The sequence below is a fragment of the Saccharopolyspora gregorii genome (assembly GCF_024734405.1).
In the GTDB taxonomy this organism is placed as follows: domain Bacteria; phylum Actinomycetota; class Actinomycetes; order Mycobacteriales; family Pseudonocardiaceae; genus Saccharopolyspora_C; species Saccharopolyspora_C gregorii.
The window spans coordinates 4812810-4836078 of the sequence record NZ_CP059556.1 but is presented as its reverse complement, the minus strand read 5'-3'; the positions used below and the strand labels follow the sequence as shown (position 1 = coordinate 4836078).

The 23269-nt window shown below is 74.8% G+C and carries 16 protein-coding genes, 1 other RNA gene and 1 pseudogene; 9 read left to right on the top strand and 9 right to left on the bottom strand.

All coding sequences use genetic code 11. The features are described 5' to 3' along the window. Nucleotides 1-73 precede the first annotated feature (73 nt). The 4 genes from H1226_RS21030 to H1226_RS21015 all read right to left on the bottom strand — a co-directional run bounded on the left by H1226_RS21030 (nt 74) and on the right by H1226_RS21015 (nt 8430). Nucleotides 74-1351, bottom strand: coding sequence for a DUF2399 domain-containing protein (locus H1226_RS21030; RefSeq protein WP_258342184.1), 1278 nt, complete (start codon nt 1349-1351; stop codon nt 74-76). Next, nucleotides 1344-5468 (bottom strand): TIGR02680 family protein, encoded by a 4125-nt coding sequence (locus tag H1226_RS21025; RefSeq protein WP_455363832.1) that lies wholly within the window; start codon nt 5466-5468, stop codon nt 1344-1346. Before H1226_RS21025 ends, H1226_RS21030 begins: the two co-directional genes overlap by 8 nt. Nucleotides 5469-5542: 74 nt before the next feature. Further along, complete coding sequence (locus tag H1226_RS21020; protein ID WP_258342182.1) at nt 5543-6799, bottom strand: TIGR02678 family protein; 1257 nt, start codon at nt 6797-6799, stop codon at nt 5543-5545. Continuing rightward, nucleotides 6796-8430: a TIGR02677 family protein gene (locus H1226_RS21015; protein ID WP_224977514.1), complete on the bottom strand. Its 1635-nt coding sequence runs from the start codon at nt 8428-8430 to the stop codon at nt 6796-6798. Before H1226_RS21015 ends, H1226_RS21020 begins: the two co-directional genes overlap by 4 nt. A 150-nt stretch (nt 8431-8580) precedes the next feature. Between H1226_RS21015 and H1226_RS21010 the strand changes: the two genes are divergently transcribed. After that, nucleotides 8581-9531, top strand: a complete 951-nt coding sequence (locus tag H1226_RS21010; protein ID WP_224956153.1) for a cobalamin biosynthesis protein — start codon at nt 8581-8583, stop codon at nt 9529-9531. Here the strand turns inward: H1226_RS21010 and H1226_RS21005 are convergent, their stop codons facing one another. The 3 genes from H1226_RS21005 to H1226_RS20995 all read right to left on the bottom strand — a co-directional run bounded on the left by H1226_RS21005 (nt 9532) and on the right by H1226_RS20995 (nt 11896). After that, entirely contained in the window at nt 9532-10362 is an 831-nt protein-coding gene (locus H1226_RS21005; RefSeq protein ID WP_224956154.1) for an SURF1 family cytochrome oxidase biogenesis protein, read from the bottom strand. Nucleotides 10363-10460: 98 nt separating this feature from the next. Next, nucleotides 10461-11327 (bottom strand): fructosamine kinase family protein, encoded by an 867-nt coding sequence (locus tag H1226_RS21000; protein WP_224966698.1) that lies wholly within the window; start codon nt 11325-11327, stop codon nt 10461-10463. 113 nt (nt 11328-11440) lie between these two features. Beyond that, a complete protein-coding gene (locus H1226_RS20995; RefSeq protein WP_224966697.1) occupies nt 11441-11896 on the bottom strand; it encodes a low molecular weight protein-tyrosine-phosphatase in 456 nt (151 codons plus the stop codon). A 118-nt stretch (nt 11897-12014) separates the two neighbouring features. Between H1226_RS20995 and cobC the strand changes: the two genes are divergently transcribed. From cobC to H1226_RS20975, 4 genes are read left to right on the top strand one after another with little or no spacing between them, the layout of a single operon-like run. Beyond that, the gene (gene cobC, locus H1226_RS20990; RefSeq protein WP_258342180.1) at nt 12015-13049 is read left to right on the top strand and encodes an Rv2231c family pyridoxal phosphate-dependent protein CobC; all 1035 of its coding nucleotides are present in this window, start codon (nt 12015-12017) and stop codon (nt 13047-13049) included. A 31-nt stretch (nt 13050-13080) separates the two neighbouring features. Then, nucleotides 13081-13941, top strand: a complete 861-nt coding sequence (locus H1226_RS20985; protein WP_258342179.1) for a Nif3-like dinuclear metal center hexameric protein — start codon at nt 13081-13083, stop codon at nt 13939-13941. Beyond that, nucleotides 13938-14666 (top strand): zinc ribbon domain-containing protein, encoded by a 729-nt coding sequence (locus H1226_RS20980; RefSeq protein ID WP_224956159.1) that lies wholly within the window; start codon nt 13938-13940, stop codon nt 14664-14666. The genes H1226_RS20985 and H1226_RS20980 overlap by 4 nt, the downstream gene beginning before the upstream one ends. Next, on the top strand, nt 14666-15796 hold the full coding sequence (locus tag H1226_RS20975; protein ID WP_258342178.1) for a bifunctional RNase H/acid phosphatase: 1131 nt from the start codon (nt 14666-14668) through the stop codon (nt 15794-15796). Before H1226_RS20980 ends, H1226_RS20975 begins: the two co-directional genes overlap by 1 nt. 156 nt (nt 15797-15952) lie before the next feature. Here the strand turns inward: H1226_RS20975 and H1226_RS28370 are convergent. Continuing rightward, nucleotides 15953-16363 (bottom strand): annotated as a pseudogene (locus H1226_RS28370) (NADPH-dependent FMN reductase); the annotation flags it as partial. 199 nt (nt 16364-16562) lie between these two features. Next, nucleotides 16563-16955: RNase P RNA component class A (gene rnpB / locus H1226_RS20970), an RNA gene on the bottom strand. Between the two features lie 548 nt (nt 16956-17503). Here rnpB and H1226_RS20965 point away from each other — a divergent pair. From H1226_RS20965 to H1226_RS20950, 4 genes are read left to right on the top strand one after another with little or no spacing between them, the layout of a single operon-like run. Continuing rightward, nucleotides 17504-17812 carry a hypothetical protein gene (locus H1226_RS20965; RefSeq protein WP_224956162.1) on the top strand — a complete coding sequence of 103 codons (309 nt, stop codon included), beginning with the start codon at nt 17504-17506 and terminating at the stop codon, nt 17810-17812. 6 nt (nt 17813-17818) lie between these two features. Next, nucleotides 17819-18409 (top strand): hypothetical protein, encoded by a 591-nt coding sequence (locus tag H1226_RS20960; RefSeq protein ID WP_225044085.1) that lies wholly within the window; start codon nt 17819-17821, stop codon nt 18407-18409. After that, nucleotides 18384-21287 carry an ATP-binding protein gene (locus tag H1226_RS20955; protein ID WP_224956164.1) on the top strand — a complete coding sequence of 968 codons (2904 nt, stop codon included), beginning with the start codon at nt 18384-18386 and terminating at the stop codon, nt 21285-21287. Before H1226_RS20960 ends, H1226_RS20955 begins: the two co-directional genes overlap by 26 nt. Beyond that, nucleotides 21284-23263 carry a hypothetical protein gene (locus H1226_RS20950; protein ID WP_258342177.1) on the top strand — a complete coding sequence of 660 codons (1980 nt, stop codon included), beginning with the start codon at nt 21284-21286 and terminating at the stop codon, nt 23261-23263. Before H1226_RS20955 ends, H1226_RS20950 begins: the two co-directional genes overlap by 4 nt. The last annotated feature ends 6 nt before the right edge of the window (nt 23264-23269 follow it).

The window sequence follows — 23269 nt, the reverse complement described above, 5'->3', positions numbered from 1 at the left end:
ACTTCCGCCGCGCCGCACCGGGTGGCGGAACCTCAGCGGCTCGCCCGCCCCGCGGTGGGACGGGACAGGCCGATCAGGGGAGCGTCCCGGTGCGGAGGTCGTCCAGGAGGGTGGACAGGAACGTCTCCTCCTCCACCGCGCGGGACGCGGTGGACATGAGCTCCGCCAGCTCCGGGTCCCACGGCGTCTCGACCGGGGTGCCGACGAGGTTCGGCAGGTCCAGCCGCTCCCGCGCGGCCCGGTCCACCGCGGCCCGGTAGTCGGCCGCCGACATGCGCCACAACCCCACCTGGCGCTCCGACCACAGCGAGCGGGCGACCGCGATGCCCGGCCAGTCGAAGTCCCCGTGGTGGCGCAGCAGCGCGCCGTCCGCCCGCAGCCGGTCCAGCAGCGCCAGCGCCACCGTCGACGGGGTGCCCGACACGCACACCAGCGGATGCCGGATCCCCGCCCGCACCGACGCCTCCACGAGCCGCGGCCGCTCGCACACCGCCACCACCGCGCCGGGTTCGACGAGCCGTTCCGGGGCGGCCGCCAGGTCGCGGTGGGTGAGGTGCGTGGGCAGGCCCAGCTCGGTGCGGCCGGTGATCGACCGGGACCAGGCGTCCGCGCCGCGCAGCGGCAGCGCCCAGCTCAGCACCGTGCCCGCCACGTCGTCCACGGTCACCCCGCAGCGCTCCCACAACGACCGGCGCTCCCGTTCGCCGGCGGGCGGGTCCACGTGGTGGGCGAGCGCGGCGGCGCGCAGCACGATGCGGCTCAGCGCGCCGCCGTCGTCGAGCTCGGTCGGCTCGTCCGGCGTGGCGAGGTCGGCGCGGGACACCCACACCGCCGGGGCCGCGCCCGGGTCCAGGGCGAGCGCGGCCAGCACCGACCCGGCCCGGTCGGTGAGCCGCGGCAGCTCGGCCTCGGCGACGCGGCCGTACTGGTGCAGCCAGCGCGCCCACGCCTCCGCCCACGGCGAGCGGTCCAGGCCGTGCGCGGCGAGGGCCGCGTGCGCCTGCGCGATCGCGGCGGATCCCGGTTCCGGCGCACCGGAACCGGCGGTGGCGACGGGCTCGCCGTGCAGCACCTCCAGCACCTGCGCCAGCCCGAGCCCGAACCGGCCGTCGGCGCGCAGCACCTGGTCCAGCTTCGCCACCATGATCCGGGAGTGCCCGAGGTACAGCTCCCGGCCGTAGATCTCGCTGACCGCGGCGCGGGTCGTCTCGTCGGGCAGCGCGACGGAGAACCGGTCCGGCCGCTTCGCCGATTCCAGCGCTTCCCGGGCCTGCGCCCAGAACTCGCGCAGCACCGCACCGCCCCACGCGGCGCGGACCTGCTCGCGGACCCGCGCGGACACCTCAGCCATCAGTGCGCTCCATGTCCCGACCGTCCCACGTCGTGTGGGTGCAGGCGATGCCGTGCCCGCTGCGCGGCCGCAGCACGTCGTAGATGTGCATCTTCGGGATCTTCGGCGACACGCCCCACCCGCTGGGCCAGGTGATCAGCCAGTCCATGTCCAGGTCCACCAGCAGCCCCAGCATCCGCGCGATCGTCGGATCGTCCAGCCGCTCGAACGCCTCGTCCAGCAGCACCAGCCGCAGCGGCCCGCGCCCGCCGGAGGACACGCTCACCGCGTCGTAGAACGCGGCGGCCGCGGCGAACAGCGTCACGTAGGAGATCAGCCGCGTCTCGCCGGAGGACAGCTGCCGCAACCGGCGCACCCGCGGCTTGCCCTCGGGGCCGGTGTCGCGGACGCGCACGGTGAACGCGAACCAGGAGCGGTAGTCCAGCGCCCGGGACAGGATCTCCGCGTAGCCGCCGGAGGCGCTGTCCCGCTCGGCCTCGATGAGGTCGGTGAACACCTTGCGCAGCAACGAGTCCTGGTCGTCGCTGCGGTCGGCGAACGGGGTGCGCACCAGGTCGACGGCCTGCTTGATGTCGTCGCCCAGCGACGGCGCCGGTTCCCACTCCAGCTGGACGTGCACGCCCTGGCTGGAGCGGGCGCCGTCGAGGACCTCGTTCATCCGCTTGCACAGGTCCTCGGCCACCGTCACCTGGCCGCGCAGGCGTTCGGCGAGGTCGCGGATCAGGTAGTCGGCGAAGATCGACCGGTAGCGCTCGTTGAGGAACCCGCGCTGCTCGGCGAGGCGTTCGGCGACGCGGCGGGCGGCGTCCGCGACCGGCTGCGGCCCCTCCTCGCCGGTGACGGTGACGGTGAGCAGGCCCTGCTGGTCGCCCGCGGTGATGTCGTAGCCGCCGCTGAGCGACTGCTGCAACGCCTGGAACCGGTTGAGCACGGCCGTTTCGCCCGCGGTCTTGCGGTCGCCCGCCGCGGCGAGCAGCTCGGCGGCCTCCGCCGGGTCGGCGGGCGGTTCCGCGTTCCGGTCCGCGTCGTCCTCGGCGGGCACCACCTCGGCCGCAGCCCACGCGCCCGGCACCCGCAGCGCGGCGGTGAACGCGGTGGACGCGGCCTCGGCGTCGGCTTCGCGGCCGGCGAGCTGGGCGTGCTTGGTCTCCTGCTGGGTCTCCAGCCGCACCACCTGCTCGCGGGCGGTGCTGATCCGCTCCCGCGCGGCGGGCAGGTCCTCGCGCAGCCGGGCGCGTTCCCGCTCCAGCTCGCCGACCTTCCCGGAGATCTCCTGCGCCTGCCCGCCGACGGCGTCGTTGAGCTCGGTGAGCCCGGCGGCCTGCTCGGTGTGCTCGGCGCAGCGCTGCTCGGCCTGCGATTCGGCTTCCATCCGGTCGGCGACCGCGGCGTCGTGGTGCAGCGCGATGTCGCGCAGGTCCGCCAGCGTCGCCAGGCAGCGCGATTCGAGCACCTCGTGCAGCGCGTCGATGGCGGTGCGGGCCTCGGTCGCGGCCCGGTTGGCCTGCTCCAGCGCCTGCGTCTCCGGCGGCAGGTCCGCTTCGCCCGCGGCGCGCACCAGTTCGGCGCGGGTCGCCTGCCAGCGCTGGTCGGTCTCGTCGAGTTCGCCGCGGGCCTGCTTGGCGTGCCGGTCGGCGTCCTCGGCGGCGTCGGTGGCGGTGGCGACCTGGGCGTGCGCGGTCACCAGGTCGGCGTCGTCGGGGAAGGATTCGAGGTGGCGTTCGAGCGCGTCGCCGTGCTCGGTGGCCTCGCGGTGCCGCTTCTCCACGTCACCGATCTGCTCGCGCAGCGCGGCCAGCTGCTCCTCCAGTTCGGCGATGCGCCGGGCGCGGGACTCCTCGCGGGCGCCCGCGCCCACGTACTCGGCGGAGTCCTTGTGCCACGTCCCGGCGAGCACACCGGCGCGCCAGCGGCCCGCGGTGTCCACCGACAGGCCCTGGCCGTCCACCGACAAACCCTGTGAGTCCACTGTGGACACCGAGGCGAGCAGGGCGGCGACCTGCTCCGCGGGCACCGGGCAACCCGGCTCCGGCGCGGGCACCAGCAGCTCCGCCAGCGTCCCGGCCGAACCCGGCTCACCCGGCACCGCCAGCACGTCCTCGAAACCGGCGACGGTGCCCCGCGCGGACACCCACGCGTTGAGCAGGCCGGACGCCTGCAGCGCGGCCTCCAGCCCGGCCCGCTGGGCGTCGTCGAGGGACGGCTGGAAGTCCACCAGCCGGTAGAACGCGCGCCCGTCCTGCTCGGCGCGCTCCGCGGCCGCCCAGTCCGGGCGGGCCGGGGTGCGCTCGACCCCGGAGCGCAGTTCGGCGAGCTCCTGCTCCCCGGTGCGGACCTGGGCGCGCACCTCGCCGAGTTCCCGCTCCACCGCGGAGATCCGCTGCCGCGCCTCCTGCAGCCGCGGCCGCGCCCACTGCCGCGCGCGTTCCTGCGCGGCGCGCGCCGCGGACCGGTCCGCCAGCAGCCGTTCCTGCGCGGGCGGCTCCGGCACCGGATCGTCCACGATGGACTCCGGATGCTCGGATCCCCAGCGCTGCGCCCGGTTCCGCCAGTCCGCCGCCGCCTCCTGCAGCCGCTGCTGCGCCTGGTTGCGCCTGCCGACGGACTCGGTGGCGATCAGCTGCGCCTGCCGAGCCTGCTGCTGCAGCTTGCCGACCTGCTCGCGCTGCCGGTCCAGCTCCACGGCCTGCTGGTGCAAGGTCAACGTCCACGCGCCGCGGCGCTGCGCCTCCGCGCTCGCCTGCGCGGACCGGTCGGCGACGGTGCGGAACCGGCGCGCCAGGTCGTCGGTGTCCACCTCGGGTGCGCTGCGCCGGTCCACCTCCAGCAGCTCCGCGTCCGGTTCCGGCGCGGCCCGCACCCGTTCCGGCACGCTGATCGGCTCCGCCTTCGGCACCTCCGGCGGGCGCGGCACCAGGTTCCCGTCCAGACCGGCCGCGGCCAGCTGCCGGTTGGCGCGCTGCGCCGCCTGCTCCGCGGATTCCGCGTCGCCCACCAGCCTGCGCAGCGTGCCCAGCACCGACTCCGCCGACCGCTCCTCCTGCGCGCGGTGCCGGGCCGCGGTCTCCAGCGCCGCGACCGCCGCCGACCGCGCGCCCTCCACGACGCGTTCGCGGTCCCGCAGGTTCTGCAGCTCCGCGTACGCCGGGTGCGAGCGCAGCGCCTCGATGCTCGACTCCAGCGTGCCCTCGCGCTGCTCCAGCTCGGCGACGGTGCGCTGCGCGGTGTCCCGCTCCTCGCGGTGCGCGGTGACCTGGCGGTCCAGCTTCGCGAGCTCCTTGCGCAGCACCGCCAGCCGGTCCTGCGCCGAGCGCATCGACTCGGCCCGCTCCCGCAGCGCCCCCAGCGCATAACCCGAGTAGGTGGACAGGAACGCGCCGAGCGCCTTGTCGGCGCCGGTGAGCCGGACGATGTTCTCCCGGATCGACTCCAGGTCGTCGAACGAGCTCGCCAGCCGCTCGATCAGCGCCGGTTCCAGCGGCGGCAGCGCGTCGGAGAGGATCTGCTCCAGCTGCCCTTCCAGCACCTTCAGCCCCACGTCCGGGTTCCGCAGCGTGCGCTGCAGGTGCAGCAGGTCGCCGTAGCGCGCCGCGGGCACCCCGTAGACCTGCGCGGCGACCTTCGCGCGGAAGCCTTGGTCGTCGAGCACGCAGTCCGCGCCCAGCAGGTCCCGCAGCTGCGCGGGACCCAGCGGCACCCGCTCCGGGCCCACCAGGTGCAGGTTGATCCCCACCCGCCGCGAGGTGACGAACCGCCATGAGTCGCTGACCGCCTGCGAGGTCTTCGAGGCCTTCACCCCGACTCCGCAGGTCAAGAATTCCTCGCCGCCGTCGGGGGATTCGCGGCGCAGCTCCACCCACGCGTAGCCGATCCGGTTCGGCCCGCCCGGGTACTCGTCCAGCATGAGGCGCCGGATGCTGACCGTGTCGAAGCCCTTCGAACCCAGCTGCCGCAGGTCCCCGTCCAGGCACAGCGGCAGCAGCAGCTCCAGCGTCCGGGACTTCCCGGAACCGTTGGTGCCCTGGAAGATCGCCCGCCCGCCGGAGAGGTCGAAGGTGTGCTCGGCGTACTGCCAGATGTTCACGATGCCGCCGCGGTGCAGCCGCCAGCGGTGCACCGGACCCGCGGAGAGCGTCGCGTCGCCCGGGCGGGGGGCGGTGGCGTCCACCGCTGCGGTCGCGTCGTCGGGGCTCACCGTGCACCGTCCTCTTCCAGGTCGTCGAACAGGGACAGGCCCGGCGGTTCCGGGGCCGGCGGGGGTTCCGGTTCCCGGCCGGGCGCGGGCGTCGCGTCGGGCTCCGGCAGCCACCGGTGCGCGGCCGGGCTCAGCCACCAGGTGAGCTCGCCATGATCCTCCCCGGTGGTGGCGGTGCCGTCGGCGGCCTCGCCGCGCAGCACGCCGAGGCGGCGCAGCAGGTCGGCGACCGAGCGGACCAGCTCCGCCGGTTCTTCGGTGGCCTGGCGGGACCACGCGGCCGGGTAGGACTCGACCAGGTCCGCGCACACCTCGGCGAGCTGGTCCCGGGTCACCGGGTGCCTGCCGTCGGACTCGCGGGGTTCGCCGAGCTCCAGCAGCCGCGGCAGCGCCAGCAGCGCCACCCGGGCGACCGTGCCGGTGCCGGGGAACGGGGTGTCGGTCAGGTAGTCCTCGGGGTCGCTGACCACGACGCCCTCGGAGCGGACCTCGGTGACCAGGCCGAAGAACCGCTCCAGCAGCCGGGATTCCACGCCGAAGTTCTTCAGCAGCCAGTCGCGCTGCTCGGCGGGCAGGTCGGCGTAGAGCACCACCGGGTCCTCCACCAGCCGCCGCCGCACCACGTGCTCGACGCTGCGCGGCCCGGCCTGCGCCGCGGCCGCCACCAGCTCGGCCGGGCCGTCCGCGGTCCCGATCGGGCCCGCGGGCAGCTGGCCCAGCAGGTCGGTGTCGATGGTGATCAGCGCTTCGGCCGTGGAGTCGGTCGCGGTCACGGTGCCCTCGGTCTCGCTGATCACGCCGAGCGCCACCAGGTGCCGCAGCGCCGCGGTCAGCGCCCGCCGGTCCGCCGGGTCGTCCACGACCGGCACGCCCGCCTCCACCGCGGCGGCCCGCACGTCGGTGACCAGCCGGGACAGCAGCACCTGCCGCCCGATGCCGGTGAGCGTGGCCAGCGTCAGCGCCAGGTAGGCGTAGCCGCGCGGCGTCAGCGAGGGTTCGCCGCGGGTGGCGTCCGCGCCCGGCCCGGACTTGTAGAGCCGCGCGAACCGGCGCTCCACCACCAGCCGGTAGCCCAGCAGCGCCGAGAACACCTCGTGCAGCGCCGCCCGCTGCCGGTAGATCATCGGCAGCAGGTCGCCGTCCGGGGTGCCCTCCCGCAGCAGCGGGCGGCGCAGCAGCGCCCGGGCGCAGCGCACCACGTTCGAGGCGTCAATGGACGACAGCTCGTCGAAGGTCCTCGTCGCCGCCGTCATCGGGTCGCCTCCGCCGGGATCGCGCCGTCGCCGCGCACGTCGAGCACGGCGTCGTTGAGGGTCAGCGCGCCCGCGCTGCTGCGGATGCGGGTGTGCGTGCCCGGTTCGGGCCGCACCGTGACCCGCAGCCGGTGCACCGGGTCGAGGGCGGTGCCCGGGTCGTCGGCGCTGTCGCGCTGCGCCATCGCCAGCGTCAGCAGCTCGCACAGCACGTCCAGCGCCTCCCCGGACAGCCGCGTCTCGGCCAGCGACCCGCCCGCCGCGGCGAGTTCGGCGACGGCCCGGCCGCGCCGCGCGTCCTCCTCGCGGGCCTCCGCGAGCAGCGTCTCCTCGGTCATCGGGTCGTCCAGCACCCGCGAGGTGCGGCCGCGCGCCCCGCGATCACCGCGGCTGCGCACGCTCACCACCACGTCCTGCACCGGGCCGTCCCGCCACGGCACGTCGTGGTTGTCGCTGTCGTAGTCCGGGGCGGGCAGCAGGTGCCGCGCCGAGTGCAGCCCGAACGCCGCCGCGTACAGCCGGTGCGCCTCGTGCGGTTCGGCCTCGTCGAACCAGCGGGCCAGCTTCAGCAGCTCCCCGCGGCGGCCCGGCAGCAGCCCGCCACCGGAGGTCGCGCGCTTCACGCTCGCCAGCAGCGAACCGATGGCGCGCGCCGTCGCCTCGCGCAGCGCCGCGACCTGGCTGGGGCGGCCGGGCGCGTCCACGAACCAGTCGGTGAGCTCCTGCCAGTCCGCCGAGGTCCGGCCGCGCGCCCGCTCCACGTCGGTGCCCAGCTGGTCGGCCGGGCCCAGCAGCCGCAGCAGCTCGCCGCGCGCCCCGGCCAGCCCGGCCAGCGAGCCCGCGATCGTCTCGGTGTGCCGCAGCACGTCCTCCACGACCATCTGGATGTACTCGACCAGCAGGTTCCGGAACCCGGAGATCTCGTCCGGCGCCAGGTGGTGGCGGGTGACGATCTCGCCGAGGTAGGCGTAGAAGTCGCGGACGGTGGCGGCGAGCTCGGCGTGCTGCAGGAACACGGTGGTGACGTGCTCGGCGAGCCGTTCCCTGGTCTGCCGGGCGCGCTTCGAGCCCGGTTCGCGGTGCTCGGCGGTGAGCGCGGCGGACAGCGCCGACCCGATCTCGCCGAGGCCGCGCTCGATGGCGGGCAGCAGTTCCCGGGACACCTCGCGGGCGCCCTCGGGGACCCGCAGCAGGGCGTCGATGTCCCGCTGAACCCGCACGGCGAGCTTGCTGACCTGGTAGCGGACGCTGCCGTGCTGGAACTCGGCGATGCTGGCCGCGATCGTCTCCCGGCGGCCCAGCACCAGGTTCCCCCAGCTGCGCAGCTGCTTGAGCCGCTCCACCACGGTGTCCACATCGGACTCGCCGGGGTCGATGCGGCCTTCGCGCTCGGCGGCGGCCAGCGCGGCGGTCACCTCGCCGATCGACAGGTCGGCGAGCAGCGTCGAGGTGAACAACCGCATGATCGCCAGGTAGGTGCGGTGCTCGCGCGCGCTCAGGTAGGCGAACAGCCGCAACCGCTGCTGGTCCGCCCGAACGTCGTCCGGTGCCTGCGCGGGGGCGGCGGAGTCGGCTTCGGTGCCCGCCACCCCCGCGCGCAGCACGTCAGCTTCGTGATCCGGGGCCGTCACGGTCGGCCACGATAACCCGTGGTGCCGGTGCTCCCGGTCGACAGCCCGGCCGAACGCTCACCCTGCGTGCGTGCCGCCCGCCGCGGTGGTCCGGGACAGCGGTAGCGTTCTGTGCTGCCCGGACGGGCGAACGAAGGGGGAGACTCGGCGGTGAGAGCGGGACGAGCGGTCGGATTGCTACTCGGAGTCGCGGCGGACGCTGCACTCGGTGACCCACGGCGGGGGCATCCCGTCGCCGGCTTCGGTCGCCTCGCCCAGACCGCGGAGCGGGTGCTGCACCGCGACGAACGCGCCGCGGGGGTGCTCTACAGCGGGCTCCTCGTCGGCGGGACCGCCGCGCTGGGCGTGCTCGCCGACCGCGCCGCGCGCCGCGGCGGCCCGGCCGCGGAGGCCGCGGTGACGGCGCTGGCGACCTGGGCGGTGCTCGGCGGCGCCTCGCTGGCCGACGAGGGCACCGCGATGGGCAGGCTGCTCGACGCGGGCGACCTGGACGGCGCGCGCGGGCGCCTCGCGCACCTGTGCGGGCGGGAAGCGGCGCACCTCGACGAGCAGGGGCTCGCCCGGGCCACCGTCGAATCGCTCGCGGAGAACACCTCCGATGCCGTGGTCGCCCCGCTGGTGTGGGGCGCGGTCTTCGGCGTCCCCGGCCTGCTCGGCTACCGGGCGGCGAACACCCTGGACGCGATGGTCGGGCACCGCAGCCCGCACTACCTGCGGTTCGGCTGGGCCTCGGCCCGCCTGGACGACGCGCTGAACCTGGGGCCCGCGCGGCTGGCCGCCGTGCTGACCGCGCTGTGCGCGCCCGTGGTCGGCGGTTCCGCGGGCGGTGCCTGGCGCACCTGGCGGCGGGACGCCTCCGCGCACCCGAGCCCGAACGCCGGGCAGATCGAGGCCGCGTTCGCAGGCGCGTTGCAGATCCGCCTCGGCGGGCGCACCGTCTACGGCCACACCACCGAGCAGCGGCCGATCATGGGGGAGGGCCGCACCGCCGACGCGGGCGACGTGCGGCGCAGCGTGGAGCTGTCCCGGGTGATCGGCTCGGTCACCGGCGCGCTGGCCGCGGTCGCGGTGGTCGCGCTCGGCGTGCGGCGCCGCGGCTGATCACTCGCCGGAGCCGGCCTGCTCGCGTTCGCGGCGCTCGTCCTCGGCGACCGCCTCGGCGACGGACATCTTCCGCGGCTTCCGCGCCCCGCCCGTGGCGGCGTCCTCCGGCGGCCGCAGCTCCGCGTAGATCAGGTACCCGATGGCCGCCAGCGCCATCACGCCGAACGAGATCCACTGCAGCGCGTACGAGAAGTACGGCCCGGAGGACAGCTGCGGCAGCGGCAGCGCGCCGAGCGTGCCCGGCTGGTCCTCCACCAGCGCGAAGTAGCCGGGCCGCAGCGCGATCCCGGTGCCGGCCCCGACGACGTGCGAGTCCACCGAGTAGGTCCAGCGGTGCCCCTGGCGGTCGAAGACCGGCCGGTGCTCCTGGTCCCGCTCGTCCATCCGGACCCGCGCGGTGATCGTGACCTGCCCGGCGGGCGCCGGGTCGTAGTCGGGCGCGTCGGTGCCGACCGGGCGCAGGAAGCCGCGGTCGACCAGCAGCGTCTCGCCGGTGGTGGTGCGGAACGGGGTGAGCACCTCGATCGCGGGCTCGCCCTGCACGGACCGCAACCAGGCCAGCGTCTCGCCCTCCGGCAGGTACGAACCGGTGGCGGTGATCTTGGTCCACTCGGTGTCCGGGCCGGGGGCGGCGCCGCCGGGCAGCACCTCGGCCAGCGGTTGCGGGTCCGCCGTGAACGAGTGGGTGATGGCCGCGTTGCGCGCCTGGGTCTCGTCGTCGCGGCCGAACTGCCAGGGCGCGAGGAGCGTGAAGCACAACGTCGCGAACAGCACGACCAGCAGGATCAGTCCGATCCAGCCGGGCCGGAGCAGGAACTTCAGGCGCACCCCACCACGGTAGGCGGCGCGGACCGGGAGGTCCCCTCCACCCCCGGCGCAGTGCGGTGCAGCACACGATCCCGGCCCAGGTGAGCGGGCCGGCGGCCTCAGCCCAGGGCTTCGCGGGCGGCGGCGACGGCCTGCCGCGCGTAGCCGCCGCCGAAGAGCACCGCGTGCACCAGCAGCGGGAACAGCTGGTGGACGCCCACCCGAGCTCGCCAGCCCTCGGCCAGCGGCCGCACCTCCTCGTAGGCGGCCAGCACCCGGTCCAGGTGGGGGCAGCCGAACAGCGCCAGCATCGCCAGGTCGGTCTCCCGGTGCCCGCCGTGCCCCGCCGGGTCGATCAGCCAGGCGTCGCGCCCGTCCCAGTGCACGTTGCCCGCCCACAGGTCGCCGTGCAGCCGCGACGGCGGCTCGTCGGCGCCCTCCAGCTCGGGCAGCCGTTCGCAGACCCGGTCGACGAGCGCGGCGGCCTCCCCGCCGAGCAGTCCGGCGTCGACGGCGCGGCGCAGGTACGGGCGGACCCGCTGGTCGGCGTAGAACTCGGGCCAGTCCGGGCACGGCTCGTTGCGCATCGGCGCGAGCCCGATCCACGCGTCGGTGGGGCCGCCGGGCGGCGGTGCGCCGTGCGCGGAGGCGCCGGTGGCGTGCAGCCGGGCCAGGCCGCGGCCGAGCTCCTCGGCGGCGGCGGCCGACGGCGGTCCGGAGCCGAGGTGCTCGGTGACCAGGTGCCGCTCGGTGCTGCCGAGCACCGCGGGCACCGGCACCACCTCGGGTTCGGCGAGCCACGCCAGCGAGGCGGCTTCGGCGGCGACCGCCCCGGGCATCCCGTCCGGGTTGGTCTTCACGAACACCTCGCGGCCGTCGGCGAGCCGCACCGACCGGGAGTCCCCGGCGTCCCCGCCGCCGAGCGCCCGCACCGACACGGCCGCGGATCCGGTGCAGCGCAGCACCACGTCCTCGATCTCACCCATGGGACCTGCCTCGTCCTCGAACTCGTGCCGGGCGGCACTCGGGTCGCGTGCCCGGTCGGCGGTCCCGCCGCCGGCGGCAGCGGCGACGACCGCGGGTCCGACGACCCGGCGGCTCACATGTTCTCGCGGGTCCAGTCGAGCAGCTCGGGCATCGCCGCTTCGATCATGGCGAGCACGTCCTCGAAGCCGCGGTCGCCGCCGAAGTACGGGTCGGGGACTTCGGCGCCGTCGTCGGCGGCCGGGTCGAAGGAGCGCAGCAGCCGGGCCCGCTCCGGGTCGTCCAGCGCGTCCCGCAGCACCCGCAGGTGCCCGGCGTCCATCGCCAGCAGCAGGTCGGCGTCCCAGTGTTCGTCGCCGAGCTGCGCGGCGACGTGCTCGGTGGGGTAGCCGTGGTCGGCGAGGACCTTCAGCGTCCGCGGGTCGGCGCCCTCGCCGACGTGCCACGGCCCGGTTCCGGCGCTGCTGACCTCGACCTCCGCCAGGCCCGCGCGGCGGGCGTGTTCGCGGAAGACCACCGCCGCCATCGGCGATCGGCAGATGTTCCCGGTGCAGATGAACGAGATGTGCACGTGCGGCTCCTTGCGCGGCTACCGGGCTCGACATGTCCGGCCAACGACCGTACGGGGCGCCGCTGCCGGTCCGGGAATCGGCGCCGGTGATCATCCGCCGGTCGTTAGACTGCCTCCGATGACGAGCGGGGACGAGCGGGCGCTGCTGCGCCACCACGGTGATGTCGACGCCGAACCGGGATTGCTCGACTTCGCGGTGAACGTCCGGCTGGAACGGCCGCCGCGCTGGCTGCGCGAGCACTTGGCGTCCGCGCTGGACGACCTGGGCCGCTACCCGTCGGCCGCCGACGACCTCGCGGCCCGCGCCGCCGTCGCCGAGCGGCACCGCCGGGACCCGGCCGAGGTGCTGCTGCTGTCCGGGGCGGCGGAGCTCTTCGCGCTGCTGCCCGGGCTGCGCCCGTCGCTGGCCGCGGTGGTGCACCCGTCGTTCACCGAGCCGGAGTTCGCGCTGCGCGCCGCGGACGTGCCGGTGCGGCGGGTGCTGCTGGACGAGCACCGGCTGGACCCGGCGCTGGTGCCGGACGAGGCGGACCTGGTGGTGCTGGGCAATCCCACGAACCCCACGTCGGTGCTGCACCCGGCCGCGACGATCCGGCGGCTGGCCCGCCCGGGGCGGCTGGTCGTGGTCGACGAGGCGTTCTCCGACGCGGTGCCGGGCGAGCCGGAATCCCTCGCGGCGCAGCGGATCCCGGGCGTGCTGGTGGTGCGCAGCCTCACCAAGACCTGGGCGCTGCCCGGCCTGCGCGCCGGGTACGCGCTGGGCGAACCGGAGCTGCTGACGCGGCTGGCCGCGCCGCGCCCGCACTGGCCGCTGGGCACCCTCGCGCTGGCGGCGATCACCGCCTGCTGCGCCCCGCAGGCCGTCGCGGAGGCCGAGCGGGCGGCGGTGGAGATCGCCGAGGTCCGGGACCGGTTCGCCGCTGACCTGGCCGCGGTGCCGGGCGTCGCGGTCGCCGGACCGGCCCGCGGACCGTTCCTGCTGCTAAAAGTCCACAATGGCGAGAAGGTGCGCGCCGCGCTGCGCGAGCGCGGCATCGCGGTCCGCCGCGGCGACACCTTCCCCGGGCTGGGACCGGACCACCTGCGGGTGGCGGTGCGCGATGCGGCGCGGAACGCGGTGCTGGTCCGGGCGCTGCGCGAACTTCTCGGATAGTGCGAAGACCGAACCAAGGGGTGCGATTCGGATGACCGTGCGGATTCAGGACGTCGTGGAGTCGCTGGAGGCCGCGTACCCGCCGGAGCTCGCCGAGAGCTGGGACGCGGTCGGGCTGGTGTGCGGGGACCCGCAGTCGGTGGTGCAGCGGGTGCTGTTCTGCGTCGACCCGATCGAGTCCACTGTGGACGAAGCGGTGGACTTCGGGGCGCAGCTGCTCGTCTCGCACCACCCGCTGCTGCTGCGCGGCGTGCACGGCGTCCCCGCCGACGACCCGAAGGGGCGGCTGGTGCACCGGCTGATCCGCGCCGGCATCGGGCTGTACTGCGCGCACACCAACGCCGACACCGCCACCGTCGGCGTCTCCGACGCGCTGGCGGAGGCGATCGGCCTCACCGTCACCGGGCCCCTCGCGCCGCACGCCGAGGGCTCCGCCACCGGGCTCGGCCGCATCGGGACGCTGCCCGAGCCGGAACCGTTCGGCCGCTTCGTGCAGCGCGTCGCCGAGAACCTGCCCACCACCGCGTGGGGCGTGCGCGGAGCGGGCGACCCCGACCGGGAGATCCGCACCGTCGCCGTGTGCGGCGGCGCCGGGGACTCCCAGCTGGGCACCGCGCAGGCCGCGGGCGTCGACGCCTACGTCACCGCCGACCTGCGGCATCACCCCGCCGGGGAGCACATCGCGCGCGGCGACCTCCCGGGAGCTCAGGTGCCCGCCCTGGTGGACGTGGCGCACTGGGCGAGCGAGTGGCCGTGGTGCCAGCAGGCTGCCGACGTCGTCGGCGCGGCGCTACCGGATACTGTCGAGGTTCTCGTCTCCACACGCCGGACCGACCCGTGGACCGCTCACGCCGCCGGTACGGCCCCCGACTCTGGGAGGACTCCCGCGTGAAAGCCGACCCCGCCGTGCAGCGCAGGTTGCTCGACTTGGCGGAGGTGGACGCCGAGCTCAACCGCGTCAACCACCGCCGCCGCACGCTGCCCGAACTCGAGGAGATCGGCCAGCGCGAACGCGAGCTGCAAGCCCAGCGGGACTCGCTGGTGGCCGCGCAGACCTCGTTCGGCGACATCGACCGCGACGCGAAGCGGCTCGAAGGCGAAGTCGACCAGGTGCGCAAGCGCGAAGAGCGCGACCGCAAGCTGATGGAGTCCGGCGGCAGCGCCAAGCAGCTCGAAGACCTCCAGCACGAGCTCCAGACCCTCGCCCGCCGCCAGGGCAACCTGGAGGACGAGCTCCTCGACGTCATGGAGCAGCGCGAAGCGCTCGAATCCGACGTGGCCCGCGCCCGCGCCGGGGTCGAGGAGGCCGAGCAGCGCCTCGCCGACGTGCAGCACCGCCGCGACGAGGCCATGACCGACCTGGACACCGCCGAGGCCAAGCGCACCGTCGAACGCCAGTCGGTGGCCGGGACGCTGCCGGAACCGCTGCTGGCCCTCTACGACCGGATTCGCGAGTCCAAGGGCGTCGGCGTCGGCCCGCTGCAGGGCAACCGCTGCGGGGCCTGCCGCATCGAGCTCGACCGCTCCAAGCTCGCCGAGCTGCGCGACACCGCCGCCGACGACGTGGTCCGCTGCGAGGAGTGCGGCGCCATCCTGGTGCGCACCAAGGATTCCTGATGCGCGTCGTCGTCGAAGCCGACGGCGGTTCCCGGGGCAATCCGGGGCCCGCCGGGTGCGGAGCGGTGGTGCGCGACGCCGCCGGGGCGGTGCTCGCCGAGCGGTCGAAGTGGCTCGGCGTCGCCACCAACAACGTCGCCGAGTACCAGGGGCTGCTCGCCGGGCTCCGCGCCGCCGCCGAGCTCGGTGCCGACGACGTCGCGGTGCGGATGGACTCGAAGCTGGTCGTGGAGCAGCTCTCCGGCCGGTGGAAGATCAAGCACGAGGCGCTGCGGGCCCTCGCCGAGGAGGCGCGGGAGCTCGTCGCCGGGTTCACCTCCGTCACCTTCGACTGGATCCCGCGGGCGGAGAACGCGCACGCGGACCGGCTCGCCAACGCGGCGATGGACGACCGCGCGGACGGGGGCTCCGACGCCGCGCCCGCCGGTACCGCCGCGCCCGCCGGCACCGCTCCGGAGTCCGGTACCGCCGCGCAGGACCGCACCCGGCCGTCCGGCTGGAACGGGGCCGTCGGCTCGCCCACCAAGATCCTGCTGGTGCGGCACGGGCAGACCGCGATGTCGGTGGACCGCCGCTACTCCGGCCGCGGCGACGTGCCGCTGACCGAACTGGGGGAGCGGCAGGCCCGGGCCGCCGCCGCCCGGCTCGCCGAGATGGACGGCGTCCCTGGCGCCCCGGTGCTCGCGTCCCCGCTGGGCCGCACCCGGCAGACCGCCGAGGCGATCGCCGCCGCCACCGGCTCCGAGCTCACCTTCCACGACGGCCTGCTCGAAACGGACTTCGGCGGGTGGGAGGGCCTCACCTTCACCGAGGCCGCCGCGGAGTTCCCCCGGCTGCACCGCAGCTGGCTCGGCGACTCCACGGTGGAACCGCCGGACGGGGAGAGCCTCGAAGCGGTCTTCGAGCGGGTCACCGCGGTCCGCGACGAGATCGTCGACCGCTACGCCGGGCGCACCGTCGTCGTGGTCAGCCACGTCACCCCGATCAAGGCGATGCTGCGGCTCGGCCTCGACGTGGGACCGTCGCTGTACTACCGGCTGCACCTGGACCTGGCCTCGTTGTCGATCGTCGAGTTCTACCCCGACGACAACGCCTCGGTGCGCCTGGTCAACGACATCTCGCACCTCTGAGCCCGGCCCGCGGGCGCCCCTCCCGCTCGGCTCAGGCCGCGCGGGAGCGCCCGCGAGGTCGTCGGCGAAGGCGGTGAGGGCGCCGGTGAGGCGAGCCGTGGCGCGCTGGTCCCACTCCCAGCCGTCGTCGACCGCGGTGAGCCACCTGTCGAACAGGAAGCACGCCGGGGCCACCCGCCGCGCCCCGCGGTCGGTGAGCAGCCGCCGCACCGCGTAGTCCGCCGCGCCCGACTGGGCCTGCGTGGACCCGAGGCACACCGGCTGCACCGGCCGCTCGCCCGCGGGCGGCACCACGTCCAGCCAGGCCCGCAGCAGCGGACTCCCGGACACCTTGTAGGTCGGGGTGATCAGCGCGATCCCGTCTGCGCGCTCCAGCAGCCGCCGCGACCAGCGCAGCGCCGGGGCGTCCGCGCGCCCGGCCAGCAGCGCCGATTCCGGCAGCAGTTCCAGCGGCAGCCGCCGCACCCGCAACCCGGCGCCGCGCAGCGCGTCGGCGGCGGCGCGGTCCAGTTCAGCCGCGCGCGAACGGGGGTGGGGGCTGGCGACGACGGTGACGACGGTGCGCATCGGGAGTTCTTCCTGCGTGCGGCCGGGATCCGGCCGGAACGGGCGTGGCGGCGATCGTTCAGCAGGCGAAACAGCGCTCGGTGCCGACGCGGGCGAAGTCCACGAAGCGGCAGCGGGTCAGCCGGGCACCGGTCATCCGGGAAGTAGAGCAACGCCCGCGAATCCGGTCAATCCGGTTCCACCGGACGGGAAGAGGGGGTGGAGGAGTCGGCCTGTAAGCCGGATCCTGTTCCCGGCGATCTCGCGATCGTCCGGTCGGCGACCATCCATCTCGGCCTGCCGTCGCCGGCAGGCTCCAGCGGCCTACCCGCAGGCTCGGGCGGGCAACCCTCGAACACCTGCGCAGACGCCGTGGCGTCCTCTTGGCCTTGCTCCGGGTGGGGTTTACCTAGCCGCCCCGGTCACCCGGGGCGCTGGTGGTCTCTTACACCACCGTTTCACCCTTGCCCGTCCGGCGAACCGGTCGGGCGGTCTGTTCTCTGTGGCACTGTCCCGCGGGTCTCCCCGGGTTGCCGTTAGCAACCACCCTGCCCTGTGGAGTCCGGACTTTCCTCGACGCGGTCTCCCGCGACGCGGCCGCCCGGCCGACTCATCCACCGGCTCCAGTCTAGCGATCGCGGGTGCGCGCCCGACGCGGCCCGGCCTGCGCGGATCCGGTCATTTCCGACGGCGCCGAACCGGGTCGCTGGTCACTGCCCGTGCAGCGACCTGATCGCGGCCGTGACCGGTGCGGCCGCTACGCTGGATGCAGTCAAGATCACGTCCGGGTGGCGGGCGACGGTCTCGTCGCGCGATGTCCGGTGATCGGGTTCCGGTGCGCCGCGGCGAGGTGTGCCGAATTCCACTGACCGGCCGATTCGTGCACGGTCCGTGAGGAAGGGGCTCGCAACAGGGTGAACGATTCGTGGTTCCCGATCCGGCGCGTGCCCGCCTTCCGCTCCGCCGCGCGCACTGCTCCATCCGAGTCAAGCCCGATCGGCCCATTCGGTGACTGAGCCGGTGTGCCGACGTCATCTGTGGTGCTCGATCGACCACTACTGCTGGTGACCATGACATGTTCTACTCGTACCGTCGCGCCGGGGAGATCCGGTCGGCCGACGTACCCGCCCGACGACCCTTCACGCATCCAGGGGTAACAAGATGACCGCCATGTCGCTGGAAACGTTGGCGCACGTGCACGTGCTGGCCGCGCTCGACCCGTTGGCGCAGCAGACTGGTCTCGGGACCGAAGGCATCCGCGGCTGGATCCTCAACAACCTGCTGCCACTGCTGCTGCTGGCGGTCGCGCTGCTGCTGCTGTGGCTCGGTGGTGGCAAGGGCGACAACGCCGGCGTCATGCGCCGCGTGATGGGCGTGTTCGTGGCGCTGGCGCTGATCGGGTTCGCGGTCACCGGTGCGGGCGTGGACATCGGCACGTTCATCGCCGGCCTGTTCAGCACCAACGGGTGATCAGCCGTGCGGATCCGCACCGATGACGAGGTGTACCGCGTCGACGCCGTGTGGCTCGGCCCGCCGAAGGCGACCTTCCCGTGGCGGGCGCGCTACGTGGCCTGGGGCGTGGGGACCGTCGTGTTCCTGCTGGTGCTGGCCATCGAACGGCGGATGAACATCGGCTTCGGCTTCTTCTCCACCGGTTGGGCGGTCGTCCTCACGATCCTGGTTACGCGGATCGTGTGTTCCCGGATCACCCACGAACGGCCGCTGGGAGCCGTGATGGTGATGTGGTTGCGTGAGCTCACCGCGCCGCGGGAGCGCACCACCGGCAGCGGTGGTGCGGCGGGCGCCGCCCGGCTCAAGGTGCGCGCCGAGCGGCCGCGGCCCAAGCAGAAGCAGTCCGGACGAGCCAAGAAGTCCGCCCGGCGAGGCCGGGCGACCCCCGCCCGGCAGACCCGGCGGACGAACCGGGTCCAGCAGGGGACCCAGCCCACCGGCGGCGCGACCCGGCAGGTCCGCCGCCCCAGGAAGTCCGCGGAACGGACCCGGTCCGCAGGCGGGCGTGCGCGTAGCAAGGAGGTTCGCGGTGTTCGGTCGCCGTCGAGGCGGTGAGCGCCAGGCCCCAGGGCCGGGCGCACCCCAGCGCGCCCCGCAGGGCAGGGGCGGGGCGCGGGGCAAGGCGAAGCGGCAGGACCGCAGGCTCCCCGACGAGCAGTCGTTGCCGAGCTACACGCCGTCCATCGCCGCCCGGTCCATCGACGGGCACCTGCTGCGCACCGGCCAGGACGTGTTCGCCTGGTACCGGCTGTCCCCGCAGCGCTGGTCGTTCCGCTCCGATTCGCAGCGCCAGGACCTGATCGCCGCCATCGCGGGCCAGTACGCCGAGCTGCAGGGCCGGTGGATGCACCTGCGCGTCACCAGCCGGCCCTACCCGATCCGGATGTGGGCGGAGGCGCACGTGCACAACGCGCGCGGCGCCCTGCCGGACGTGCCCGGCGCGCTGAGCTTCGACGACTACATGGTCGGCGAGCAGCAGCAGCTGATGGGCCGCTCGATGGCGGAGAAGGAGGTCTACCTCGGCGTCCAGGTGCAGACCCGGAACGTGGTGGACCGCGCCGTGGAGCGCGCCGCCCCGCTGCTGCGCCGGGTGTTCCCGGAAGCGGTGGACGCCGAGCTGGTCGCGCTGGACAGCGAGATCGAGCACCTGGACCAGGTGATCGGTTCCGCCGGTCTGGACGGCCGTCCGGTGACCGCGGAGGAGATCTCCTGGCTGATGCACCGGTCCTGCTCGCTGGGCCTGCCCGCGCCGCGGAACCTGCCCGCGGTGCCCGGCGCCGAGTGGGAGCCGGAGGACCTGGCGTCGTTCACCGACGCCGCCGACATGTACCAGGAGCCGTACTCGCCGACCGCCACCGTGCGCGGCCGCACCGGTTCCAACGCGGGCATCACCCGGCACGTCGCGGTGCTGACGGTGGGGCAGACGCACGGCCTGCAGATCCCGGAGATCGACGACCCGTGGATCCAGCACTCCGACCGGCTGCCCGCGCCGGTGGAGTGGTCCGCGCGGATCTACGTCCGCCGCCCGGAGGACGTGGGCGGCGAGCTGCAGCGCCAGATGAACAAGGTGCGCTCGCAGGTCCGGCACTACACCGAGGAGCACGGCCTGGAGCCGCCGACCTCGCTGGCCCGCCAGGCGGGCCGGGTGCTGGAGATCGACGACGAGATGAGCACCGGGTTCACCGCGCTCGCCACCCGGGTCCGCTCGTGGTGGCGGCTGGCGGTGTCCGGGCCGACGGAGCGGGACGCGCTGCGGCTCGCCCAGCAGATCCTGGACCTGTACAAGCCGAAGGTCGCCATCGAGCACCCCGAGGCGCAGTACGCGATGGCCCGCGAGTTCATCCCCGGTGAGCAGCTGGCCTCCGGCGCCTACATGCGGCGCGGCTCGGTGGTGTGGGCGGCCTCCTCGGTGCCGCAGGCGACCGCGGAGGTCGGCGACCGCCGCGGCATCCTGCTCGGCGAGACCTGCACGGCGACGCGGCGCCCGGTGGCCTGGGACCCGTGGATGGCGCAGGAGGTGCGGGACGCCTCGGGCCTGACCGCGATGGTCGCCGGACTCGGTGGCGGCAAGTCGTTCCTCGGCGGCGGCACCGTCTACAAGACGTTGCGGGCCGGGGCGCACTGGACGCTGCTGGACCCGTCGGGTCCGCTGGCGGAGCTGTGCAAGCTGCCGGAGCTGCGGCCCTACGCGCGGCCGATCAACCTGCTCAACGCCCAGCCCGGCATCCTCAACCCGTACCGGGTGGTGGCGGAGCCGCAGCTGGAGCACTTCGTCGACGAGGACGACCCGGAGCGCAGCTGGCGGCGCGAACGCGCCCTGTCGGCGGCGACCCGGCGGCGGCTGGTGCTGGACGTGCTCACCGGCCTGCTGCCCTACGAGGTGGCGCGGCTGCCGCAGACCCGGATCGTGCTGCTGCGCGCGGTGCGCGCCGTCGGCGGACGTCCCGACGCGCACCCGGGGATGGTGTTCGAGGCGCTGCGCCGCGACGCCTCCGAGCACCACGAGCACGCGGTGGTCGTCGCCGACTTCCTCGACGAGATCCGGGAGCGCATGTCGCTGCTGATCCCCGAGGCCGACGCCGACCCGTACTCGGAGACCCGCGAGGACCGGCTGACGGTGCTCACCATGGCCGGGTTGACGCTGCCGAAGGACGGCGTCGGCCGCGAGCACTGGACCGACGCCGAAGCCCTCGGCGTGGAGATGCTGAACCTGGCCGCGTGGCTGACCCAGCGCTCCGTGTACGAGCGGCCGAAGAACGAGCGCAAGGGCGTCTGGATCGACGAGGCGTTCTTCCTGTCCGAGGTGCCGACGGGCCGGGTGCTGATGAACCGGTTCGCCCGCGACTCCCGGAAGTGGAACGTCCGGGTGCTGCTGTCCAGCCAGATCCCGGCGGACTTCCTGCGCATCCAGGGCTTCGTGTCGCTGCTGGACTCGGTGTTCGTCGGCAGGCTCGACGACGACCAGGCCCAGTCGGACGCGCTGCGGCTGCTGAAGGTCCCGGTGGGCGCCGGCTACGAGCAGGTCGTGTCCGCCCTCGGGCGCAAGCCCGGCCCGGCGCGCGGCAGCACCGAGCGGGACCGGGCGCCGCGGCAGTTCATCTTCGGCGACGGTGCGGGCGGCGTGGAGCGCATCCGGATCGACTTCGGCGGACCGCACCTGGAGCACCTGCGCGAGGCGCTGGACACCACCCCGGCGAGCTCGGAGTCCGAGCAGGACCTGCGGGCGCTGCCGGGGGCGGAGGGCGCGGCGAACTCCGACACCCCGCCGCTGCCCTCGCCACCGCACGTGCCCGAGGACGACTACGCCGACGACATCGAGGGCTTCGACGAGTTCGAGCTCGAATCCGTCGGCATCGGACCGGGCGAGGAGCGCACCGTCGGCACCGAGCGCGCGCAGCAGCGGCCCGGTCGAGGCGGAGACGAAGTGCGGTGAGCGCGCTGGTCGCGCCCACGATCATGGCGGCGGTGATCGTGGTGCTGGTGCGGGCCGCGAAACGAGTGCTGCCCCGGCGTGCCCGGCAGCTCCCGGCGCAGCGCGCCCGCGGCCGACGCTCGGCGGTGCTGCTGGTGGGCGCGCTCGTCGCCATCCAGGCGCTGATCGGGGCCCCGGCCTCGGCGCAGAGCCTGGACTGCTCGGAGCCGCCGAGCCCGGAGCGCCCCGGTTCCGGCATGGTCGGCGCGATCGACCCGGCGCCGCTGGGTTCCGGTCAGCCGGGCACCGCCTACGACGAGGTCGGCTACGCCGGGCTGGTGTGGCACACCTACGGGCTCGGCTGCGGGCCGCAGGGGGTGATGAACCCGAACGCGCTGGTCGACACCTGGCTGGGCAACGAGCTGTTCAACGTCTCGAAGAACCTGGTGGGCGCGACCAACGGGCTGCACTACGCGCTGCTCAACGGCGAGCTGATGGGCCCGCTCGACGACCTGATCGCCACCGGCACGGTCGCGCTGTACGACAGCGTGTTCACCCCGTGGTTCGGGGTGGCGGCGCTGGTGCTGGCCGTGCTGCTGTTCCGCTACATCTGGCAGGGCGACCTGGCCTCGATCGGCAAGCGCACCATGTGGGCGCTGGCCGGGTTGTGGTTCGCCTCCGCCACCTACCTGACTCCGATGATCTACACGCACGCGCTGGACGAGGTGGTGCTCACCGGGACGTCGGCGGTGCAGGCCGGGTTCCTCCAGCAGGTCGGGGTGGACGAGGCGAACACGCTGCCGACCGTGCTGCACCACCAGGTGGTCTACCGGAACTGGCTGCGCGGCGAGTTCGGTTCGCCGGACACCCCGCAGGCCGAGCAGTACGGCCGCGAGCTGCTGCGCGCCCAGGCGTGGACGAAGCAGGAGGTGGCGGCCGGGGCCGACGCGGGGCCGTCGACGCCGAAGGAGACGGCGTTCACCAACGTCGCCGGGCAGCTCAGCACGACCAGCGCCTACGGCTACTTCCAGGGCAAGGACGGCAGCCGCGTCGGCGCGGGGATGCTGTCGCTGGTGCAGAGCCTCGCGTTCGCCTCGTTCCAGCTGATGGCGAAGGCGGCGATCCTGCTGGCGCAGGTGCTGCTGCGGGTGCTGATCCTGGCCGGGCCGCTGATCGGCCTGGTGGCGCTGCTCAACCACCAGATCCTGCGGGCGGTGGGCCGCGTGGGCGGGGCGGCGATGCTCAACGTGCTGGTGATCGCGGCGATGGCCGGGCTGCACACCTGGGTGCTGGCGTGGATCTTCAACCCGTTGCGCGGTTTCCCGGTGCTGACGCAGATCCTGCTGGCCGGGTTGGTGACGATCGTGTTCATCATGGTCGGGAAACCGGTCCGCCGGATGGGGCAGATGGTGCAGCTCTCGATCGGTGGTTCCGGCGGGGTGGCGCAGGCCCGCGGCGTGTTCGGCTGGTTCCGCGGCCGCAGGTCCGCCGACGATCCGAGCGGCGACTTCTGGGAGCAGGTGCGCGAATCCGACCCGGACGCGCCGCCGCCGGACCCGGCCGGGCAGCGCGGCAGGCGCCACACCCGCCCGGAGGCCGACCACCAGACGATGTCGGTGACGGCGCAGCGGCTGGACCGGCAGGGCGGCCCGTGGGCGGCGCTGCCCGGCAGCGGTTCCCCGACCGGCGGCGGGGCGGGTTCGCCCGCGCTGCCCGCCTCCGGTCCCGCCGAGTCCCGGCGACCCGGTGGCCCGGCGGCGGCGCTGCCGGAGGGCAGGCCGAGCCGCGTCGTGGACACCGCGCCCGTCGCGGACGCCTCCTGGGACCGGCGGGAGGAGGAGCCGGTGCTGGTGCCGTCCCGCGCGGACAGCTCCCCGATCCCCTCCCCGGCGGAGCCGACCGCGCCGCGCCGCGCGGACCTGGAAGTGGTCGCGGGCAAGCCGGTGCACGTGGTGTACCGGCCGTCCCGGGGCTTGGAGGTGGCCGATGGGGACTGATCGGTC